Below are 18381 nucleotides of genomic sequence, written 5' to 3' on the forward strand. Positions count from 1 at the left end.
CCGCAAGGCCCCTTTCTGCTCTGACATCCACTCAATTAATGCAGCTTGACCTGCGGCGTGCTGCGCTTGATCAGGAAGCGGCCCATGGCCATGACGGCCGTGCGCACACCGCCCAGCACGGCGTTGTGGTGCATCAGGTGCAGGCTGACGTACATCATGCGCGCCACAAAGCCTTCGACGAACCAGCTCAGGCCCTTCAGCGAACCCATCAGGGTACCCACCGAGGTGGTGCGTCCGAACGACACGAGCGAACCGTAGTCGAGGTACTCGTACGGCCTGGTTTGCGGCGGCTTGCCCTTCGCTTGCAGCAGGAAAGTTTTCAGCAGGTAATCGGCTTGCTGGTGGGCGGCCTGGGCGCGTGGCGGCACCAGCTTGCCGTCCGGCCCCATGCAGGCGGCGCAATCGCCGAGCGAGAAGATATTCGCATGGCCCTGCACATTGAGCATGCCCGTCACTTCCAGCTGGCCGGCGCGGTTGGTCGGCAAGCCCAAAGTGGCCAGGAATTCCGGCGCGCGGATACCGGCGGCCCACACGCAGATGTCGGCCGCATAGCTGGTGCCGCTGGCCACCGTTACCTTGTCGGCTTCGATCGTGGTGACACGCGTATCGGTCACCACGCTGATGCCATGTTGATGCAGCAGTTTCGAGGCGGCGATGGAGACGCGCTCGGGCAGCGGCGCAAGGATGCGCGGCGCCCCTTCGAGCAGGGTGATGCGCACATCCTTGATGGCGTTGAGATTCTGGAAACCATACGCGGCATACACGCCGCTCGCTTCGCGCAACTCGGCCGCCAGCTCCACGCCCGTGGCGCCGCCGCCGATGATGACGATATCGACACCGGGATGGCCCGCGTCACCCTGGCGCTGCTCGGCCATGGCCAGCAGTTTCAGCAGGGTCAGACGGAAACGTTCGGCGTCTTCCGTGGCATTCAGGGAAATCGTGTTTTCCTTGGCGCCGGGCACGCCGAAGTAATTCGAGGTGCTGCCCACGGCCAGCACCAGCTGGTCATAGTGGACCGTGCGCTGCGGCAAGAGCTGTTCATGCTTGTCGGTGGCGATGGCGCCTACGGTGAGGCTGTTCGACGCGGCGTCGAGCGCGATCAGGGGGCCATAGACGTAGGTAAAACCATTGTCATGCGCCAGCATCTGATATGACAGGCCCTCCTGGTGTATATCCAGGGTGCCGGCCGCCACCTCATGCAGCGACGGTTTCCAGATATGGTACAGGCGGCTGTCGACCAGGGTCACCTGGCCGGTGCCGAGCTTGCGGCTGAGTTTGCAGGCCAGCTCCAGGCCGCCTGCGCCGCCACCTACGATGACGATTTTACTATGCAAAGATCCTCCGGTTTGCTGAATTAATTGTCGTTGCCCCGGTTGCCGTGACCTTTGTCGTTGCCGTGACCTTTGTCGTTGCCGTGACCATTGCCGTGGCCTTTGCCCGGCTTGTCGTCATGGTGATCGCGGTCCTTGTAATCGGGGCGTCCATGCTGCTGTTGCGGCGGACGTCCACCGGGACGGCCATGGTCGCCATGCTGCTGGCGATAGCGGGGCGCATATTGGTTGTTATACCAACTATCTTGGACGAAATAGACCTCTTGGTTACAGGCATTATACTTGCGGCAGTGCTTGGACCAGTTTTTCGCATGGCCGGGCGGCACGCGCAGATAGATGGGGCGGGCCGAATAGTATTGCGGGCGCTGCACGATGACGGGCTGGGCGTAGATCAATTGCGGCGCGGGATAGTCGCCTATGTCGATGCGTCCGTAAAAACCGGGCTGGCCGACGGTGACGGAGACTTGGGCAACAGCGGCGGTGGCGGCCGACAGCAAGACGGCGGCAAGAATCAGGCTTTTCATGGGGACATTCCTTTTATCAGTTATGCCTCAATTCTAGACCTCATGCGCCACGTTGTTTGTTCGCAAGGACACATAAGGACCAGCGTTACCATTTCACCACAGTTTGCCCAAAGGCACGACCAGCCCGCTGAACAGCGACCAGTCCGGCGACGCCGCCGTCAAGCCGCGCGCCATGCCGATATCGATGGCCAGCCGTGGCGTGGGACTCCAGGTGGCCGCCAGCAGCAACTGCGCCGTGGCCGGCGCGCCGCGCAGACGCGTGCCCGACACTTCCGCCGTGGCGCCCCAGCGCGCGCTGACGGGCGTGGAAAAGGAGGCCGCCCAGCCCGTTTGCATCCGGCCCGTGCCGGGGTCGGATGCACCCAGGCGCGTGGCGTTCAGATTGGCGTCCATGTGCACGACGCCCAGGTCGCGGCTGACAATGCCATTCAGCGACACGTCGCTCTTGCCGCTGCCGATGCTGTCCTTGGCCGTGGGCAACTTCCAGCCCAGTTCCAGGCCCAGCGCCGTGGCGTCGCGAGCAAAAAGGCGCGCTTGAGCACGACAGTCGTGTCGCCCACCCCCGTCTCGCGCCGGCCCGCGTCATCGCGCGCGCGCACGAATCCCTCGCCTTCGAGCAGCACGCCCCATTCGGGCGTGAACGCCAGTTTGAAGGTATAGGGCTGGCTGGCGCGGCGCGTATCGTCCGTTTTGGACAGCAAGCCACCGGCCTCGAATTCCAGCTGGCCCGGCACGGGCAGCTGGGCGGGACTGGCCACGGAAGGCCGGTAAGGCAGGATGGGATCGCCCTCCTGCGCCTGCGCCAATGGTGCCAGGGACAGCAGGGAGAAACACAGCAACGGCAAGCAGAGAGAAGACATGGAAGACCCGGAAGTGGCAAATACGCAATAGCGACAGCCTCCCACCAAGCCCAGCTGTGCGTGTTGCGCCGATCCTGCCGGGTTCAGGCCAGGCGCCGCACGCCCTGCCTGGCGGCGGGCGCCAGCCGGCGCAGCGGCGAGACATTGCTGGCCGGCGCCACGGCGATGCGCTCGGCCTGGGCATGCAGGCGGAACACGCCCACCAGGTCCGTCAGGATCTGCGCCTGGTCTTGCAGCGATTCGGCGGCCGCCGCGGCCTCTTCCACCAGGGCCGCGTTCTGCTGCGTCACCTGGTCCATCTGCAGCACGGCCTGGTTGACTTGCTCGATGCCGGCGCTCTGTTCGGCGCTGGCGGCCGTGATTTCCTGCATGATGTCGGCCACCTGGCGCACGCTGGTGACGACTTCATCCATCGTCTTGCCCGCGTCATGCACGAGCCTGGAACCGATTTCCACCTTCTCGACGGAGTCGCCGATCAGGGTCTTGATTTCCTTGGCGGCTTGGCTTGATCGCTGCGCCAGGTTGCGCACTTCGGACGCCACGACGGCGAAACCGCGCCCCTCCTCGCCCGCCCTGGCCGCTTCCACTGCCGCATTCAGGGCGAGGATGTTGGTCTGGAAAGCGATGCCGTCGATGACGCTGATGATGTCGACGATCTTGCGCGAGGAGGCATTGATCGATTCCATCGTCTGCACCACTTGCCCCACCACGGCGCCACCCTTGCCGGCCACGTCGGAAGCGGCGCCGGCCAGTGCATTGGCCTGACGCGCGTTATCCGCATTCTGCCGCACGGCCGAGGTCAGCTGCTCCATCGAGGATGCCGTCTCTTCCAGCGAACTGGCCTGTTCTTCCGTGCGCGACGACAGGTCGAGATTGCCCTGGGCGATTTCGCTGGAGGCCGTATGGATGGTGTCCGTGCCCGAACGCACCTGGCTGACGATACCCACCAGCTTGTCGCGCATGGCTTTCATGGCAAACAGCAGGCTGGCGTTGTCATGGCTGGCCGTGCGGATATCGACGGTCAGGTCACCCTCGGCGATGGCGCCGGCGATCTTGACTGCATACGCCGGTTCGCCGCCCAGCTGGCGCGTCAGTCCGCGCGTGATCAGCACGCCCAGCGCCAGTCCTGCCGCCATGCTGCCCAGCACCAGCGCGATCATGAAGCTGCGGCTGGCCTGATACACGCCGGACGCCTGTGCCGCCGCCGCCGCTGCCCGCGCCTCTTTCTGCAACGATAATTTTTCCAGCATGCCGTCGAGTTCGTCCGCATGCTGGCGCGTCTGGTTCAGCAAGCCGACAAGCTCGGCGCTGCGCTGGGCCAGCGGCTCGGTCGCCGCCAGGGACAGCGCCTGCGTCATGACGGTGATGTATTGCGCCTCGACGGCCGCGAAGCGGGCGAACAGCTCCTTGGCGGCCGGCGTGACAAACAGCGGCTGCGCCTTGGTCAGGCTGTCCTTGCTGGCGGCGATGAATCTGGCGATGTCGGCCTGGCGCGTGGCGCGCTCCTCGGTCGTGGTGGCCAGCAAGAAATTACTGCGCGCGCGGCCCACCTTGATCAGCGCGATATTGGCTTCCTTGATGTGGGACAGCCCCAGCAACTCATTGTGGTACATCTGTCCGGCCATGGCGTCGATCTTGCCCATGTTGAAGATGCCGATGCCGGCCACGCTGGCCCCCATCAGTGCCACGCAAAAAAACGCCGCGATCAGGCGCGTGCCCACCTTCATTTGACTCAACATGATTTCCCCATAGTCCGGCCACCAGTGCTCGAAGAAGCAGCGGAATGTCTTGAATATAAAGAAAATAGCGGGGTAGAAATACGCGCATTGTCACTAAACGACAATAGCTTGATCTATAACAACAAGCACCAGGGCTTGCCGTGCTAGGCAAGCCCTTGATATTAATTTAAAATTAATAATATTATTGAGACATCAATGATCGTGCCTGAGCGGCTTGCGCACCGTCATCTCGACGCCGCCCTTCGCCGCCGCCTTGCCTGTACCCTGGCTGCGCACCGGTTCCGGCAAGGCGCCCGTCCATTCATACGCCACGCTGCCGGCCGGGTGCTTGTACCAGCCCGGATCGCGGTAGTCGCCCGGCTTCTGGTCCTTGCGCACCTTCACCGTGGTAAACATGCCGCCCATGCCGATGGCGCCGAACGGGCCGTCACCGGCCATCATCGGCAAGGTGTTGTCGGGAATCGGCATCTGCATCTCGCCCATGTCGGCCATGCCCCGTTCGCCCATTACCATGTAGCCGGGCACGAGCTGGTTGATCTTCGCCGCCACACCCTGGTGGTCGACGCCGATCATGGTGGGCACGTCATGCCCCATGGCATTCATCGTGTGGTGCGACTTGTGGCAGTGGAAAGCCCAGTCGCCCAGGTCGGTGGCCGTAAATTCCACGGCGCGCATCTGCCCCACGGCCACGTCCGTGGTGACCTCGGGCCAGCGCGACTCGGGGCGGGTCCAGCCGCCATCCGTGCCCGTCACCTCGAATTCATGGCCATGCATGTGAATCGGGTGATTGGTCATGGTCAGATTACCCACGCGCACGCGCACCTTGTCGCCCTGGCGCACCACCATGGGATCGATGCCGGGGAAGACGCGGCTGTTGAAGGTGAACAGATTAAAATCCGTCATGGTCATGATCTTCGGCGTGTAGCTGCCCGGATCGATATCGTAGTTGCTGAGCAAGAAGACGAAATCGCGGTCCACCTTCATGAAGTTCGGGTCTTTCGGATGCGTCACCCAGAATCCCATCATGCCCATGGCCATCTGCGTCATTTCATCGGCATGCGGGTGGTACATGAAGGTGCCGGGCCGCTTGGCGACGAATTCATACACGAAGGTCTTGCCAGGAGGAATGCCTGGCTGGGTCAAGCCCGTGACGCCATCCATGCCGTTGGGCAAGCGCTGGCCATGCCAGTGCACGCTCGTGTGTTCCGGCAACTTGTTGGTGACAAAGATGCGCACGCGGTCGCCCTCCACCACTTCGATGGTAGGCCCCGGTGACTGGCCGTTATAGCCCCACAGGTTGGCCTGCATGCCGGGCGCCAGTTCGCGCACGACAGGTTCGGCCACCAGGTGGAATTCCTTGACGTTGTTGTTCATGCGCCAGGGCAAGGACCAGCCATTCAGGGTGACGACGGGGTTGTATGGCCGCCCGTTCGGCGGCGGTGGCGGCGCTTTCGTTTCCGCACCGGCCATGCTGACGGCTTCCGGCAACGAGGCCGCACCGACTCGGCTGACGGCCGCGGCGCTGAGGGCGACGGCGCCCGCATTCATGAAAAAGTTTCTACGTGTAATCATCATTATTCCTTTGCCGCAGTTGCCACGGGGCCGCTGCCATTGATGGCCGATTGCAATTCAGTTTGGGCGATCCAGAAATCGCGCTGGGTTTCGATGGCGCTGTTCACGCTGGCGACCTGCTCGCGCGCGTCGGCCAGCAGCTCGAACACGCTGGCCAGCATGCCGTTGTAACGCAGCAATACTTCATGCGAGATCGTCTTGCGCAGCGGCACGACTTCATCGCGGTAGTGGCGCGCCAGGTCGTAGGCCGTGCGGTAGCTGGAATACGCCTCGCGCACTTCCGAGCGGGCCCGCACAGCCGTGCCCGCCGTACGCTGCAGCGACTGCTCGTACAGCGCTTGTGCCTTGGCATTGCGCGCTGAACCCCAGTCGAACAGGGGCAATTCGAGAGAGACTTCGTAGCCGTTTTCGCGCGGCGCCTCGCTGCTGCTCTTGTTGGTATAGCCCACCTCGAGCACGTTAATAAAACCCGTCACCTTGGACAGGCCCAGCGCGCCGGCCGTGGCATGCGCGTCGAGTTTCGCTCTTTGCACGTCGAGGCGCTGTTCCATCGCCTGCGCCTCGATATTGCCCGCCTCAGCCGCCTGGGCCGGCAAGTCGGGCAGGCGCGACGGCAAAGTAAAGCTGGCCTGCTTGCCCCACAGGCCCAGCAGCCGCGTCAGGTGCTCGCGCGTCACCAATGCCTGGTGGCGCGCGCGGGCCAGGTCGCCGACGGCATCCGCATAAAACACTTGCTGGCGCGCCTGGTCGAGACGGCTCCAGTTGCCCGCCTGCCGCAAGCGCGTGGCCAGTTCGGCGCCCGCTTCGGCCGACAGCAGCGCGCGCTGCATGAACGCTTCCGTCTGCACGGCAGCGACCGCATTGAAGTAGGCGCGACGCGTGTCGGCCGCCAGTTGCACGGCGCTGCTGGCCGCCTGCAGCTTGGCTTGCTCGAAACGGCCCCGCTCGATGTTCACGCGTAGCGGCATGGTCAGCAAGCCGGCCAGGTCGAAGCTGACGCCGCGGTCGATCTCATTGCCGTGGCTGCCGTGCGAGCGGCCGAACGACAGGCCCGGGTTGCGCAAGCGTCCCGCCTGCACCAGGTCGGCCTCGGACGCGCCCAGCTGGGCCAGCGCCACCTTCATGCCGTGGTTGTTCATCAGGGCGATGCGCACGGCGCTGTCGGCATCCAGGGGCTGGGCCAGCAGGGCAGCCAGTTTTTCCTCGCCACCCTCGCCGGCCAGCGCCGCGGGGGCGCCCGTGCGGACGTCGGCCAGCGTGGACACCGTCCGCATGCCGCCGTCCGGGCTGAAGCTGGCGCAGCCACTGAGCAGCAGGACGGCCGCCAGCGCCAGCGGCGTGAGGCAAGTTGATTGTGTGAAACGTGCCATCTCAATGTCCTTCATGCTGGTGTTGCGGAGCGGGTTGGGCGGCCGGCTTCGCCTCCGGCGTGGGCATGGCATGCTTCATCGGCATCGTGTGGCCGTCCATTTTCATCATGCCCATGTGGCCGCCCGCCTTGCCAACTTTCTCGTTGACGGCGCGCCAGGTCTGGTCGGGCGTGGCGTCTTCCTCGGCGGCGGGACGGTAGCCGGTGAAGGCGGAGCGGTAGGTGGTGGCCGGTACGGAGGCTTGTGCCTCTTGCGGGGCGGGCTTGGGCTGGGACTGAGCGGCGGCGGCCAGCGGCAGCGCGGCAAGCGCGAGGCTGAACAGGTATTTCATGGTATTCCTTGAATGACAGGGTATGGCGCGGCGGGCGCGCAGGTGGAACGGGAAGGCGCGGCGAGCACGGCCGCGATGGACGTGCAAGGACCGCACCGCCAGGTTCAACGGGCGGTCAGGCGGAGTGCGTGCTTCTCGGGGGGCGTTCGGGACCAGGCGGAATATGCCCGGCGAACAGGGAATCGGGCGCCAGCGCCGGTGGTGGCGCGCGCAGGATCAAGGCGTGCAAGGCGGGCATGCCGGGTGGCGCCGTGGCGCCCACGGTACACGCGCCATGGTTGCTGCAATCGTGGCCATGCTGCATGGCGCCGCCATCGTCCATGGACATTGTCATTGGCTGGTGCGCCATTTGCATGTCGGCCGCATCGTTCATAGCATGGCACTGCGGCGCCTGCGCTGCCACAACAGTGACCGCTGCCGTCAGCTCGTCCACGCAGCAGCTGCGCATGGCCGACGCAAAGCCCTGCAAGGGCAAAGTGACGGCCAGCAGCCAGAGCAGCGAGCGGGCGAGTGAGCGGAAAAAGGCACGGTTCATGGCACAACTATAAACCTTCCCACGCGAGGAAGGTCAAGTCCCTATTTGCGCACGTAGCCGTGGGTCAGCCAGATGACGTACTCGCCGTAATATCCCTGCCCTTCGAATACGGCCTGGCCATCGGCAAAAGTCACTTTCTGCACTTCATTGATGGTGAAATACGCGCGGCCATCGGCCGCCTCGACGTCGCCCCAATGGCGCGCGCGCGGTGGCCGGTAGCCGCTGGCGCGCCCGATGGCTGCCAGCAAGTCGCCGATCATGAAGTCAAGCAACATGTCGGCCAGCAGCGGCCGGTGGCCCGCCAGCATGGCCGTGATGTCCGGGTAGCCCGCCTGCTTGAGTTCGGGCAAGTCGCTTTCCTCGTACTGCTGGTCGTCTTCGCGGCAAGTCTGGATAAAACTGTTGAACGGCTCGTCGAGCAGGCCCGCCAGCGCCGCTTCCGGCACGCTCAGGCGGAACGGCTGCAGCGGCAGCGCGCTGTGCTGGCCATAGTTGAGTTCGCGGCAGCCGAGGAAGGCCAGCGGGTGCAGCTGAGCACCGACCTCGCAGCGGATGCCCGAAACCTGCGCTACCTGCGCCATCAGCTGCCCATCCCCGCCGCCCGCATCAGCAGGCGCATCGCCCAGGCGGCCAGGCCCAGGGTGGTCACGCTGGCCAGCCAGATACCGGCCAGCCACGCCAGTCGTTTGCACCATGATTGTTGTCCCTGTTTAAATCGTGTCATCAGTGATAGCCATCTTCCGGGTGGACTTTGCCACGAAACACATAATATGACCACACCGTATACATCAGGATAACGGGGATGATGAACAGCGCCCCCACCAGGGTAAAACCCTGGCTTTGCGGCGGTGACGACGCCTCCCATATCGATACCGACGGCGGGATAATGTTGGGCCACACGCTGACGCCCAGGCCGCTGTAGCCGAGAAAGACCAGCGCCAGGGTCAGCAGGAACGGCGCCGTCTGCCGCCCGCGCCGCAGGGAGCGCAGCAGCAGCCAGCCCGCACCCAGTACCAGCAGCGGCACGGGCAGGAACCAGAACAGCTGCGGCAGCGAAAACCAGCGCGCGGCGATGGCCGGATCGACCAGCGGCGTCCAGGCGCTGATGATGGCGATCACGCCCAGCAGCAGCCACACCAGCGTGCGCGTGATGCGGCCCGCGCGCGCCTGCAGGCTGCCCTGCGTCTTCATGATCAGCCAGGTGCTGCCCAGCAAGGCATACGCCACCACCAGTCCCACACCCGTGAACAGCGAGAACGGCGTCAGCCAGTCCAGCGCGCCGCCCGCATAGCTGCGCTTGACTACCGGCATGCCCTGGATGGTGGCGCCCAGGGTCACGCCCTGGAAAAAGGCGGCCGCCACCGAGCCGCCGATGAACGCCTTGTCCCACACATGGCGCTCATGCTCGCGCGCCTTGAAGCGGAACTCGAAGGCCACGCCGCGGAAGATCAGGCCCATCAGCATGAAGCTGAGCGGCAGGCAGCAGGCGCTGAGCACCACGGAATAGGCGAGCGGAAAGGCCGCCAGCATGCCCGCGCCGCCCAGTACCAGCCAGGTTTCATTGCCATCCCAGACGGGCGCGACCGTATTCATCATCACGTCGCGCTCGCTCTTCTCCTGGAAAAACGGATACAGGATGCCGATGCCCAGGTCAAAGCCATCCATCACCACATACATCATGATGCTGAACAAGATAATAATGGCCCACAGTAGTGGCAGATCAATGCCCATGCGAATTTCCTCCTTGTGCTGCAGACAGTGGCCGCGCGGGTGTACGTTGTTGGCCCGGTCCGCCGTGCTCGACGCGCTCGCCCTCATGCGGCTGCGGCCCCACGCGGATCAGGCGCAGCAGGTAGCCGATGCCCGTGCCGAAGACGGCAAAATAAATGACGATGAACAGCGCCAGGGTGATGCCCAGCTGCGTGGCGCCGTGCGCCGAGACGGCGTCTTGCGTGCGCAGCAAGCCGTACACGGTCCACGGCTGGCGGCCGATCTCGGTCGTGTACCAGCCGGCCAGCATGGCCACCAGGCCGCTGGGCCCCATCCACAGGGCGCAGCGCAGGAACAGGCGCGAGCGCCACAGGGTGCCGCGCCAGCGCAGCCACGCACTCCAGATGCCCAGCGCGATCATCAGCATGCCCAGCCCAGCCATGATGCGGAAAGACCAGAAGACGACGGCGGAAGGCGGCCGGTCGCGCGGCGCGAATTCTTTCAAGGCGGGAATCGTGCCATTCCAGTCATGCGCGAGGATCAGGCCGCCCAGGCGGGGAATCTCGACCTTGTACAGGGTTTCCTCGCGCTCCATGTCCGGCCAGCCGAACAGGATCAGCGGCGTGCCCTCGCCGCCCGTGTTTTCCCAGTGGCCTTCCATGGCGGCCAGCTTGGCCGGCTGGTGCTCCAGCGTGTTCAAGCCATGCAGGTCGCCGATCACGGCCTGGATGGGCGCGACGATCAGCAGCATCGACAGGCCCATCGTCATCATCTTGCGGATGGCCGCGTTATCATTGCCGCGCAGCAAATGCCAGGCGGCCGACGCCACCACCAGCAAGGCCGTGGCGAGGAAGGCGGCCACGCTCATGTGCAGCAGCCGGTACGGGAACGAGGGATTGAAGATGACGGCCAGCCAGTCCACGGGCACGACCCGGCCGTCGATGATTTCATGGCCTTGCGGCGTCTGCATCCAGCTGTTCGAGGCGATGATCCAGGTGGCGGAAATCAAAGTGCCCAGCGCCACCATGGCCGTGGCGAACATGTGCAGGCCTGGCCCCACGCGGTGCCAGCCGAACAGCATCACGCCGAGGAAGCCCGCTTCCAGGAAAAAGGCCGTCAGCACTTCATAGGCCAGCAGCGGACCCGTGATGCTGCCCGCATAATCGGAAAAGAAACTCCAGTTGGTGCCGAACTGGTAAGCCATGACGAGGCCGGAAACGACGCCCATGCCGAAATTGACGGCGAAAATCTTCGACCAGAAGTGGTACAGGTCGCGATACACGCCATCCTGCGTGCGCAGCCACGCCGCCTCCAGTACCGTCAGGTAACTGGCCAGGCCGATGGTGATGGCAGGAAAAATGATGTGAAATGAGATGGTGAAGCCGAACTGGACGCGCGCCAGTTCCAATGCAGTGAGCCCTGACATGTGTTGCCTTCCCGACGTATGACGTCTGTTTTACCCAGGCCTCCACTCTAGGCTTTTCGAGTAAAACATAACAGACTCAGAAGTCGGAGAAAACATAGGATCAGTTTGACGTTTGCCGAATGACAAGGTCAATCTGATCCAGCGCAACAACGCCTCAGGCAGGCTCGGCGAGGCCCACGCGGTTGCGTCCATTTTCCTTGGCCACATACAGGGCCGCGTCGGCCGCCAGCAGCACGGCGTCCGCACCGAGCACCTTGCCCGCCCCCTGTTCCGACGACACGACGCCCAGCGACACCGTGACGGGACCGGCGCCGGGGATCGAGGCGGCGGCCACCCGGGCGCGCAGGCGCTCGGCCACCTGCAGCGCCACGTCGAGGTCGGCCTCGGGCAGCAGCATGATGAATTCATCGCCGCCATTGCGGCACAGCACGTCGGCATCGCGCGAGCAGGTGCGCATCAGCTGCGCCAGGTGCAGGATGACTTCATCGCCCACCGCATGTCCCCAGCGGTCGTTGACTTGCTTGAAATGGTCGATATCGATGGCGATGACGGAAAACGGCCGCGCCTGGGCCTGCCAGGCATCCAGCGCCGCCGCCATGCCGCGCCGGTTCGACAGGCCCGTCAGCGGGTCCGTCTGCACGTCGAATTTCAGCTTGCCGATCTTTTTCTGCAGCAAGGACATTCCCACCAGCAAGGCGCGCTTGATCTGCGCCGCTTCCAGATACCAGGCGCGGATGCCGCCGATGCGCTCGGACATGCCGGGCGCGTCCATGCGGCTGGCGCTTTCGGCCAGTTGTACCAGGGGCCGTGAAATGAGGCGCGCCAGCCACCAGATGAACGGCAGGCTGAGCAAGGCAATGGGCAAGGAATACCACAGGGTGTTGAGCATCAGCTGGTTCAGCGGCGCCAAAGTGGCAGCCGTGGGCCGCTGGGCCACGATGCCCCAGCCCGTTGACGGCAGCACGGCATAGCCGGCCAGCATGTCCGTGCCCCGGCTGTTGACGATGCTCGCGCTGCCGCTTTCCTGGCGCAGGATGGCGTCGATCACGGCATTCTTGCCGGCCACTTCGCCGACCCGCAAAGGATCGGGGTGGTACAGCAGGCGCCGGCTCTGGTCGACCACATATAAATACGAAGCATCGCGGTAGTAATGCTGTCCCAGCAAGGTGAACAGGATGTTTTTCTGCTTCAGGTAAATCGAACCGCCCACATAGCCCAGATAGCGTCCGCCGCGATCGAAGACGGGATGGGAAATGAAGACCACCAGGTTGCCCACCGACGACATATACGGCCGGGTGATCAGCGGGCGGCGTTCGCGCAGCGCCAGGCGCGCGCCTTCCGAGGCCAGCTGGCTGTTCTGCAGGCCCAGCGTCTCGGGCGACACGCCCAGCACCTTGCCCTGCGCGTTGACGATCAGGACGGAATTGAAGGTGTTGGTCTGCCCGCGCAAGCGTTCGGCTTCCGTCTTGAGGGCGGCAGGGTCGGCAAAATGCCGGGGCAGCTGGCCGGCGCTGTAGGCCAGCTGCTGGCGCGCCGCCAGCAGGAAGTTCTCCGTGCTGCTGGCCAGCTTCAGCGCATACGCGTAGTTCGCCTCCAGGGTCGTATCGATCAGCAACTGGCGCTGCACCTGATACGTGGCATAAAAGCTGTTAGCCAGGGAGATGACGGCGCTGGCAAACGCCACCAGCACGATCAGACGGCGCAGATTGATGCGCAACAGAGGTTGCGCCACAGGTTGAAGCGGCATGGAAGGGACGGGGCAGCGTAGGATTGCGCCTGAAAAAAAGCCCATTATACATGTCCATACAGCAACAAAGTGCCATGGACAACGGTTTATTGCCCCATTTCTCCCCGCCCGACAAGCCTACGCCATTCAGGCATGCACGGCGTGCTTGCGTACCCAGTCCGCGTAGCGCTGCATCCAGCTCTGGAAGAAACCCAGACTGGCCGGACCGATGCCGCCATGCTCGTCGAACAGGCCTTCCTTGGCCTGGATAAACATCTCCGGCTGGCCCAGCAGCGGCACGTCCAGGTAAGCGAGCACATTGCGCAAATGCTGCTGCGCCAGGGCCGTGCCCGTGGCGCCCACGGAGACGCCCAGCACGGCGCCCGGCTTGCCGCCCCACACGCTCTGGCCATACGGGCGCGAGCCGTGGTCGAGGGCGTTTTTCAGCACGCCGGGGATCGAGCGGTTGTATTCGGGGGTGAGAAAGAGCAAGGCTTGCGATGCGGAAATGTCGGATTTGAGGCGTAACACCTGTTCGGCTTGCGCGCCATCGTCATCCTGGTTGTACAGCGGCAAGTCACCGATCTCGATATGTTTGAAGGAAAACTCGGGCGGCGCCAGCTTGATGATGGCGTCGGCCAGCTTGCGGTTGAAGGAATCCTTGCGCAGGCTGCCGACGATGATTGCGACTTGATATTGGCTCATGAAAATCCCCGATGATGGTTAAAAAAAAGCCCTGAGGTGCGATGCACGTCAGGGCTATCTTGCCACACAATTATCGGTTTTGCGCGCTAGCGTGCGGATTGCGCCAGGCCTTGATATTCGCGGTAATAACGCCCGCCAAGATTAGTCAGCACTTCATAGCCGATGGTATTGGCCATGGCCGCCACGGCATCGACCGGGTGTTCGGCGCAGATCAGGTCGACCAGGCTGCCCGGCACGACACGTTCCTGCGCGATGGCGCTGACGTCCAGGGTGATCGAATCCATGGAAATGGCGCCGATCTGCGGCACTTTCACGCCATCGACGATGGCCAGGCCCTGATTGCTCATGCTGCGCAGCCAGCCATCGGCATAGCCGACGGAAATCGTCGCCACCTGGCGCGGCTCGCTGGCCGTGTAGCGGCGGCTGTAGCCCACGTGGTCGCCGGCGGCAATCGTGCGCGTCTGCATGACCTTGCCTTGCAGCCGGACCACGGAGCGCAGCGGGTTGGGCTCGCCGCCCTGCGGCGCGATGCCGTACAGGGCCGCACCCGGACGCACCAGGTCGAAGTGATAGTCGGGCGACAAAAAGATGCCCGAGGAATTGGCCAGGCTGGCGCGGTACTGCGGCAAACGGGCGCGGATAGCGATGAAACGGGCCAGCTGCTCGCCATTCATGGGGTTGCTACGCTCGTCGGCGCACGCCAGGTGGCTCATGATGTAGCGCACCTTGATGCCGTCAAGAAAGTGGGCATCCTGCAGCCAGGCGTCGATTTCCTGCGGTGACAGGCCCATGCGCGACATGCCCGTGTCCACCTGCACGATGGCGTCCAGGGTTTTCCCCAATGCCTTGGCGTGCGCGCGCCAGCCCGCCACCTGCGGCTCGCTGTTGAGCACTGGCGTCAGGCCGTGGGCCGTGAATTCGCCTTCTGTATCGACGGGCGGGCCGTGCAGCACGAAGATGGCCGCATCCGGCGCCACGTGCGGGCGCAGGCTGATGCCCTCTTCCAGATGCGCCACAAAAAAGTGCCGGCAACCCTCTTCATACAGGGCCGCGCCCACTTGCGCGGCGCCCAGGCCATAGGCGTCGGATTTGACGACGGCCGAGCAGGCGGCCGGGTGCGCCTTGTCGCGCAGCAAGCGGTAATTGGCGCGCACGGCATCGAGGTCCACCGTCAGGATGGCGCCGCTACGTTCCTTGGCAGGCATGCTGGCCGCCATCTCAGGCTCCCGCGTATTGCAGTTTGCCGCCGCGCTGCGCACCGCTGTAGCGGCTGACGGACAGGTCGTCGGCCAGAATCGCCGGCTGTTTCGACGACATCAGGTCGGCCAGCAATTGCGCCGAACCGCAGGACATGGTCCAGCCCAGGGTGCCATGGCCCGTGTTCAGGAACAGGTTGCGCAGCGGCGTGCGGCCGACGATCGGCGTGCCGTCCGGCGTCATCGGGCGCAAACCCGTCCAGAACGTGGCTTCCGCCGTGTTGCCGCCGCCGGGGAACAAGTCGTTGACGACCATTTCCAGGGTTTCGCGGCGGCGCGGGTTCAGGTCCAGGTTGTAGCCGGCGATTTCCGCCATGCCGCCCACGCGGATGCGGTCGTCGAAACGCGTCACGGCAATCTTGTAGGTTTCATCGAGAATGGTCGACACGGGCGCCTTGGCCGCATTGACGATAGGCACGGTGATCGAATAGCCCTTCAATGGATACACGGGAATGTCGAGCAGCGGCTGCATGAAGCCCGTCGAGTAGGAACCGAGGGCCACGACGTAGGAATCGGCCTTGACGATTTCCGCGCCGCATTGCACGCCAGCGATTTCATCACCTTGGGTCAGCAGCGCGTCGATGGACACGCCATAGCGGAACTTCACGCCCAGCGCCACGGCCATTTCCGACAGGCGCGTAGTAAACAGCTGGCAATCGCCCGTTTCGTCGTTGGGCAAACGCAAGCCGCCGAACAGTTTATCCTTGACCGCTTCGAGGGCCGGCTCGGCGCGCGACAGCTCGTTACGCTGCAGCACTTCATACGGCACGCCCGCGTCTTTCAACACTTCGATATCCTTGGCGGCATCGTTGTATTGCTTTTCCGTGCGGAACAATTGCATCGTGCCTTGCTGGCGGCCTTCATACGTGATACCCGCTTCGGCGCGCAACACCTTGAAGCAGTCACGGCTGTACTCGGCCAGGCGCACCATGCGTTCCTTGTTCACCGCATACGCTTCCGGTGTGCAATTACGCAACATCTGCCACATCCATTTGAGCTGGGCGGCGCTGCCGTCGAGCGAGATGGCCAGGGGCGCGTGGCGCTGCATCATCCACTTCACGGCTTTCAGGGGAATGCCGGGCGCGGCCCATGGCGAAGCGTAGCCGGGCGAGATTTGCCCCGCATTCGCGAAGCTGGTTTCCAGTGCCGGGCCCGGCTGGCGGTCGATGACGGTCACCTCATGTCCTGCCTTGGCCAGATAGTAAGCACTGGTGACGCCGATGACGCCGCTACCCAGAATCACGATACGCATAGTTTCCTCATTATATTTTTTAGGCTATTGCCAGATTAACCGCTATCATATTGGGAAAGAGCCAGTATTTGTTCACGTATAAATCGAGATATTCAGCAATAAATCATGAGAATCCTTAAAGAATCAGCACGTGGTCTCGACAAGCTGGACCGCCACATCCTGCGCATCCTGCAGCAGGATGGCCGCATCTCGATGAAAGACCTGGGCGAACAGGTGGGCCTGTCGATCACGCCCTGCATCGAGCGGGTCAAGCGCATGGAACGCGACGGCGTCATCACGGGCTACCATGCCAAGGTGAACCCGGCCGCGCTCGGTGCCAAGCTGCTCGTCTTTGTGGAGATTACTCTCAATCAAAAGTCGGCGTCCGCCTTCGAACAATTCCGCCGCGAAGTGTTGCAAATTCCCGAAGTGCAAGAATGCCATCTGGTGTCGGGCGACTTCGATTACCTGATCAAGGCGCGCATCCATGAAATGGCCGAGTACCGCAAACTGCTGGGCGACATGCTGCTGCAGCTGCCGGGCGCCGCGCAATCGAAAAGCTATGTGGTGATGGAAGAAATCAAGGAAACCCTGGCGCTCTCGACCGACGTGCTGCAGAGCCGCTAAAGGTAGCACCAGCCGGCACCAAAGGCATCATTTTGTGCGCCTTTGTATAATCTTGTAGCACATTCGGCGCGACCCAAGCACACTCCCTCCTGACATCACGCCCGTCCCCTCTGAGATTGGAAGCAGTGATGCACACTGGGAGTCCCTATGAACACATTGATAAAACTGGCAGCTTCCTGCCTCGCGGGCCTGGCCGTGGCCATGTGCACCGCCAGTGAATACAAGGTCAACCGCGCACCGGACAATGGCGCCATCTATCAGAACATCAAGGTCGGCAAGACCACCCGCCTCGACCTCGACGCGGCCCTGGGCAACGCCACCGTGGTCAGCTTCGATCCCGGCTATGAAGTCTGGGTCTACAAGAACCAGTTGCAAACCCCCAAGGTGACGCGGCTGCTCCCCATGCTGGGCGAAAAAGGCACACGCGAAGTGGCCGTCATGTTCGACCAGGCGGGTGTCGTCAGGAAATTCCGGATACACGAGCCGCGCAAGTAGGCGGCCGGTGCGCCGCGGCGCATGCCAGCACGCCCGCCAGCAACAGCATGGTGGCCGCAGCCTCGGCCAGCGTAGGCCAGCGCTGCTCCCACAAGTAGCCGTACAGCAAGGCAAACAGGAATTCAAAGACAATCATCTGCCCCATCAGGGTCAGCGGCAAGACGCGGCTGGCATGGTTCCACAAGCCATTGCCAACGACGGAACACAGCAGCGCGACACCCGTGACGACAGCGGCAAACTGCAGCCAGGCCGTGCCGCCATGCGCGGCGGGAGCGGCAAGCGCCACGGGGATGGCCAGCAGCAGCGCGGCAGCACCCGTGACCACGCCCGTCAGTAGATTCCACTCGTGCGCCGAGACCGAACGCAACTGCCCCAGCCAGCGGCTGTTGCCGACCGCGTACACCGTCCACGACAGCAGCGCCGCCAGCGCGCACAGCAAACCCGGCAGCGATGCATGACGGGGACTGGCCAGCGACTGCCAACTGATGCACAGCAAGCCGGCAATGCTGAGCAGCAGCGAGGGAAGCAGGCGCCGCAACGGCACGGCATGCCGGTCGCGGCTGGCCACAAGCGTGACGACCAGCGGCAGCAAGCCGATCACCATCGACGTCATGGCCACGCCCCCCATCTGCACGGCGCTGGCCAGCAGCACGTAATACGCGATATTGCCTGTCAGGCTGAGCCAGATCAGTCCGCGCCATTCGCGCCAGCTCAGTGTGCGCAGCAGGCGCCGCCACGACGGCGCGACCAGCACGGCCGCGATCAGGCCATACGCCAGGTAGCGGCCCACGGACAGTTCCAGCGGCTGGAATGCGGGGATCAGCGCCGGCGCCAGGAACACCAGCCCCCATAGCGCGCCCGCGGCTATGCCGGCCAACATGCCCAGCCGGCTCTTGTTTTCTTGATGCATGCTCAATCTCCTGAAAAGGAGATTGTGGCAAGT

20 protein-coding genes are annotated in these 18381 nt (G+C 63.8%); 2 read left to right on the forward strand and 18 right to left on the reverse strand.

Annotated elements, in window-relative coordinates:
- Positions 1–35: 35 nt before the first annotated feature.
- From FJQ89_RS09155 to FJQ89_RS09225, 17 genes are all read right to left on the reverse strand, one after another.
- Positions 36–1334: an NAD(P)/FAD-dependent oxidoreductase gene (locus tag FJQ89_RS09155; RefSeq protein ID WP_141169955.1), complete on the reverse strand. Its 1299-nt coding sequence runs from the start codon at positions 1332–1334 to the stop codon at positions 36–38.
- 20 nt (positions 1335–1354) lie between these two features.
- On the reverse strand, positions 1355–1855 hold the full coding sequence (locus FJQ89_RS09160; RefSeq protein WP_141169956.1) for a hypothetical protein: 501 nt from the start codon (positions 1853–1855) through the stop codon (positions 1355–1357).
- Positions 1856–1948: 93 nt separating this feature from the next.
- Positions 1949–2335: a hypothetical protein gene (locus tag FJQ89_RS28395; protein ID WP_243136488.1), complete on the reverse strand. Its 387-nt coding sequence runs from the start codon at positions 2333–2335 to the stop codon at positions 1949–1951.
- Positions 2284–2715 carry a hypothetical protein gene (locus FJQ89_RS28400; RefSeq protein WP_243136489.1) on the reverse strand — a complete coding sequence of 144 codons (432 nt, stop codon included), beginning with the start codon at positions 2713–2715 and terminating at the stop codon, positions 2284–2286. Before FJQ89_RS28400 ends, FJQ89_RS28395 begins: the two co-directional genes overlap by 52 nt.
- An 83-nt stretch (positions 2716–2798) precedes the next feature.
- Positions 2799–4454 (reverse strand): methyl-accepting chemotaxis protein, encoded by a 1656-nt coding sequence (locus FJQ89_RS28600; protein WP_141169957.1) that lies wholly within the window; start codon positions 4452–4454, stop codon positions 2799–2801.
- A 192-nt stretch (positions 4455–4646) separates the two neighbouring features.
- Positions 4647–6026 (reverse strand): multicopper oxidase family protein, encoded by a 1380-nt coding sequence (locus FJQ89_RS09175; protein WP_141169958.1) that lies wholly within the window; start codon positions 6024–6026, stop codon positions 4647–4649.
- 2 nt (positions 6027–6028) lie between these two features.
- Complete coding sequence (locus tag FJQ89_RS09180) at positions 6029–7396, reverse strand: TolC family protein (RefSeq protein WP_243136490.1); 1368 nt, start codon at positions 7394–7396, stop codon at positions 6029–6031.
- 1 nt (position 7397) lies between these two features.
- Positions 7398–7727: a hypothetical protein gene (locus FJQ89_RS09185; protein ID WP_141169960.1), complete on the reverse strand. Its 330-nt coding sequence runs from the start codon at positions 7725–7727 to the stop codon at positions 7398–7400.
- 115 nt (positions 7728–7842) lie between these two features.
- Positions 7843–8262, reverse strand: coding sequence for a hypothetical protein (locus FJQ89_RS09190; protein WP_141169961.1), 420 nt, complete (start codon positions 8260–8262; stop codon positions 7843–7845).
- A 41-nt stretch (positions 8263–8303) separates the two neighbouring features.
- Positions 8304–8843: a hypothetical protein gene (locus FJQ89_RS28020; protein ID WP_168208420.1), complete on the reverse strand. Its 540-nt coding sequence runs from the start codon at positions 8841–8843 to the stop codon at positions 8304–8306.
- The gene (locus FJQ89_RS09195; protein ID WP_141169962.1) at positions 8843–8986 is read right to left on the reverse strand and encodes a DUF2474 domain-containing protein; all 144 of its coding nucleotides are present in this window, start codon (positions 8984–8986) and stop codon (positions 8843–8845) included. The genes FJQ89_RS28020 and FJQ89_RS09195 overlap by 1 nt, the downstream gene beginning before the upstream one ends.
- Positions 8986–9993 (reverse strand): cytochrome d ubiquinol oxidase subunit II, encoded by a 1008-nt coding sequence (gene cydB / locus FJQ89_RS09200; RefSeq protein WP_141169963.1) that lies wholly within the window; start codon positions 9991–9993, stop codon positions 8986–8988. Before cydB ends, FJQ89_RS09195 begins: the two co-directional genes overlap by 1 nt.
- Entirely contained in the window at positions 9983–11398 is a 1416-nt protein-coding gene (locus tag FJQ89_RS09205; protein WP_141169964.1) for a cytochrome ubiquinol oxidase subunit I, read from the reverse strand. Before FJQ89_RS09205 ends, cydB begins: the two co-directional genes overlap by 11 nt.
- A gap of 154 nt (positions 11399–11552) precedes the next feature.
- A complete protein-coding gene (locus tag FJQ89_RS09210) occupies positions 11553–13145 on the reverse strand; it encodes a sensor domain-containing diguanylate cyclase (RefSeq protein ID WP_141169965.1) in 1593 nt (530 codons plus the stop codon).
- Between the two features lie 126 nt (positions 13146–13271).
- The gene (locus tag FJQ89_RS09215) at positions 13272–13829 is read right to left on the reverse strand and encodes an NADPH-dependent FMN reductase (protein ID WP_141169966.1); all 558 of its coding nucleotides are present in this window, start codon (positions 13827–13829) and stop codon (positions 13272–13274) included.
- A gap of 86 nt (positions 13830–13915) precedes the next feature.
- On the reverse strand, positions 13916–15046 hold the full coding sequence (gene alr / locus FJQ89_RS09220) for an alanine racemase (protein WP_141169967.1): 1131 nt from the start codon (positions 15044–15046) through the stop codon (positions 13916–13918).
- Between the two features lies 1 nt (position 15047).
- On the reverse strand, positions 15048–16337 hold the full coding sequence (locus tag FJQ89_RS09225; protein ID WP_141169968.1) for a D-amino acid dehydrogenase: 1290 nt from the start codon (positions 16335–16337) through the stop codon (positions 15048–15050).
- 105 nt (positions 16338–16442) lie between these two features.
- Between FJQ89_RS09225 and FJQ89_RS09230 the strand changes: the two genes are divergently transcribed.
- Together FJQ89_RS09230 and FJQ89_RS09235 are read left to right on the forward strand one after the other, a co-directional pair.
- A complete protein-coding gene (locus FJQ89_RS09230) occupies positions 16443–16943 on the forward strand; it encodes an Lrp/AsnC ligand binding domain-containing protein (protein WP_034754979.1) in 501 nt (166 codons plus the stop codon).
- A 147-nt stretch (positions 16944–17090) separates the two neighbouring features.
- On the forward strand, positions 17091–17438 hold the full coding sequence (locus tag FJQ89_RS09235) for a hypothetical protein (RefSeq protein WP_141169969.1): 348 nt from the start codon (positions 17091–17093) through the stop codon (positions 17436–17438).
- Here FJQ89_RS09235 and FJQ89_RS09240 read toward each other — a convergent pair.
- Entirely contained in the window at positions 17404–18348 is a 945-nt protein-coding gene (locus FJQ89_RS09240) for a DMT family transporter (RefSeq protein WP_141169970.1), read from the reverse strand. The genes FJQ89_RS09235 and FJQ89_RS09240 overlap by 35 nt on opposite strands.
- Positions 18349–18381: the final 33 nt, after the last annotated feature.

Origin of the sequence: Janthinobacterium tructae, from assembly GCF_006517255.1 — a bacterium.
GTDB classification, from domain to species: domain Bacteria; phylum Pseudomonadota; class Gammaproteobacteria; order Burkholderiales; family Burkholderiaceae_D; genus Janthinobacterium; species Janthinobacterium tructae.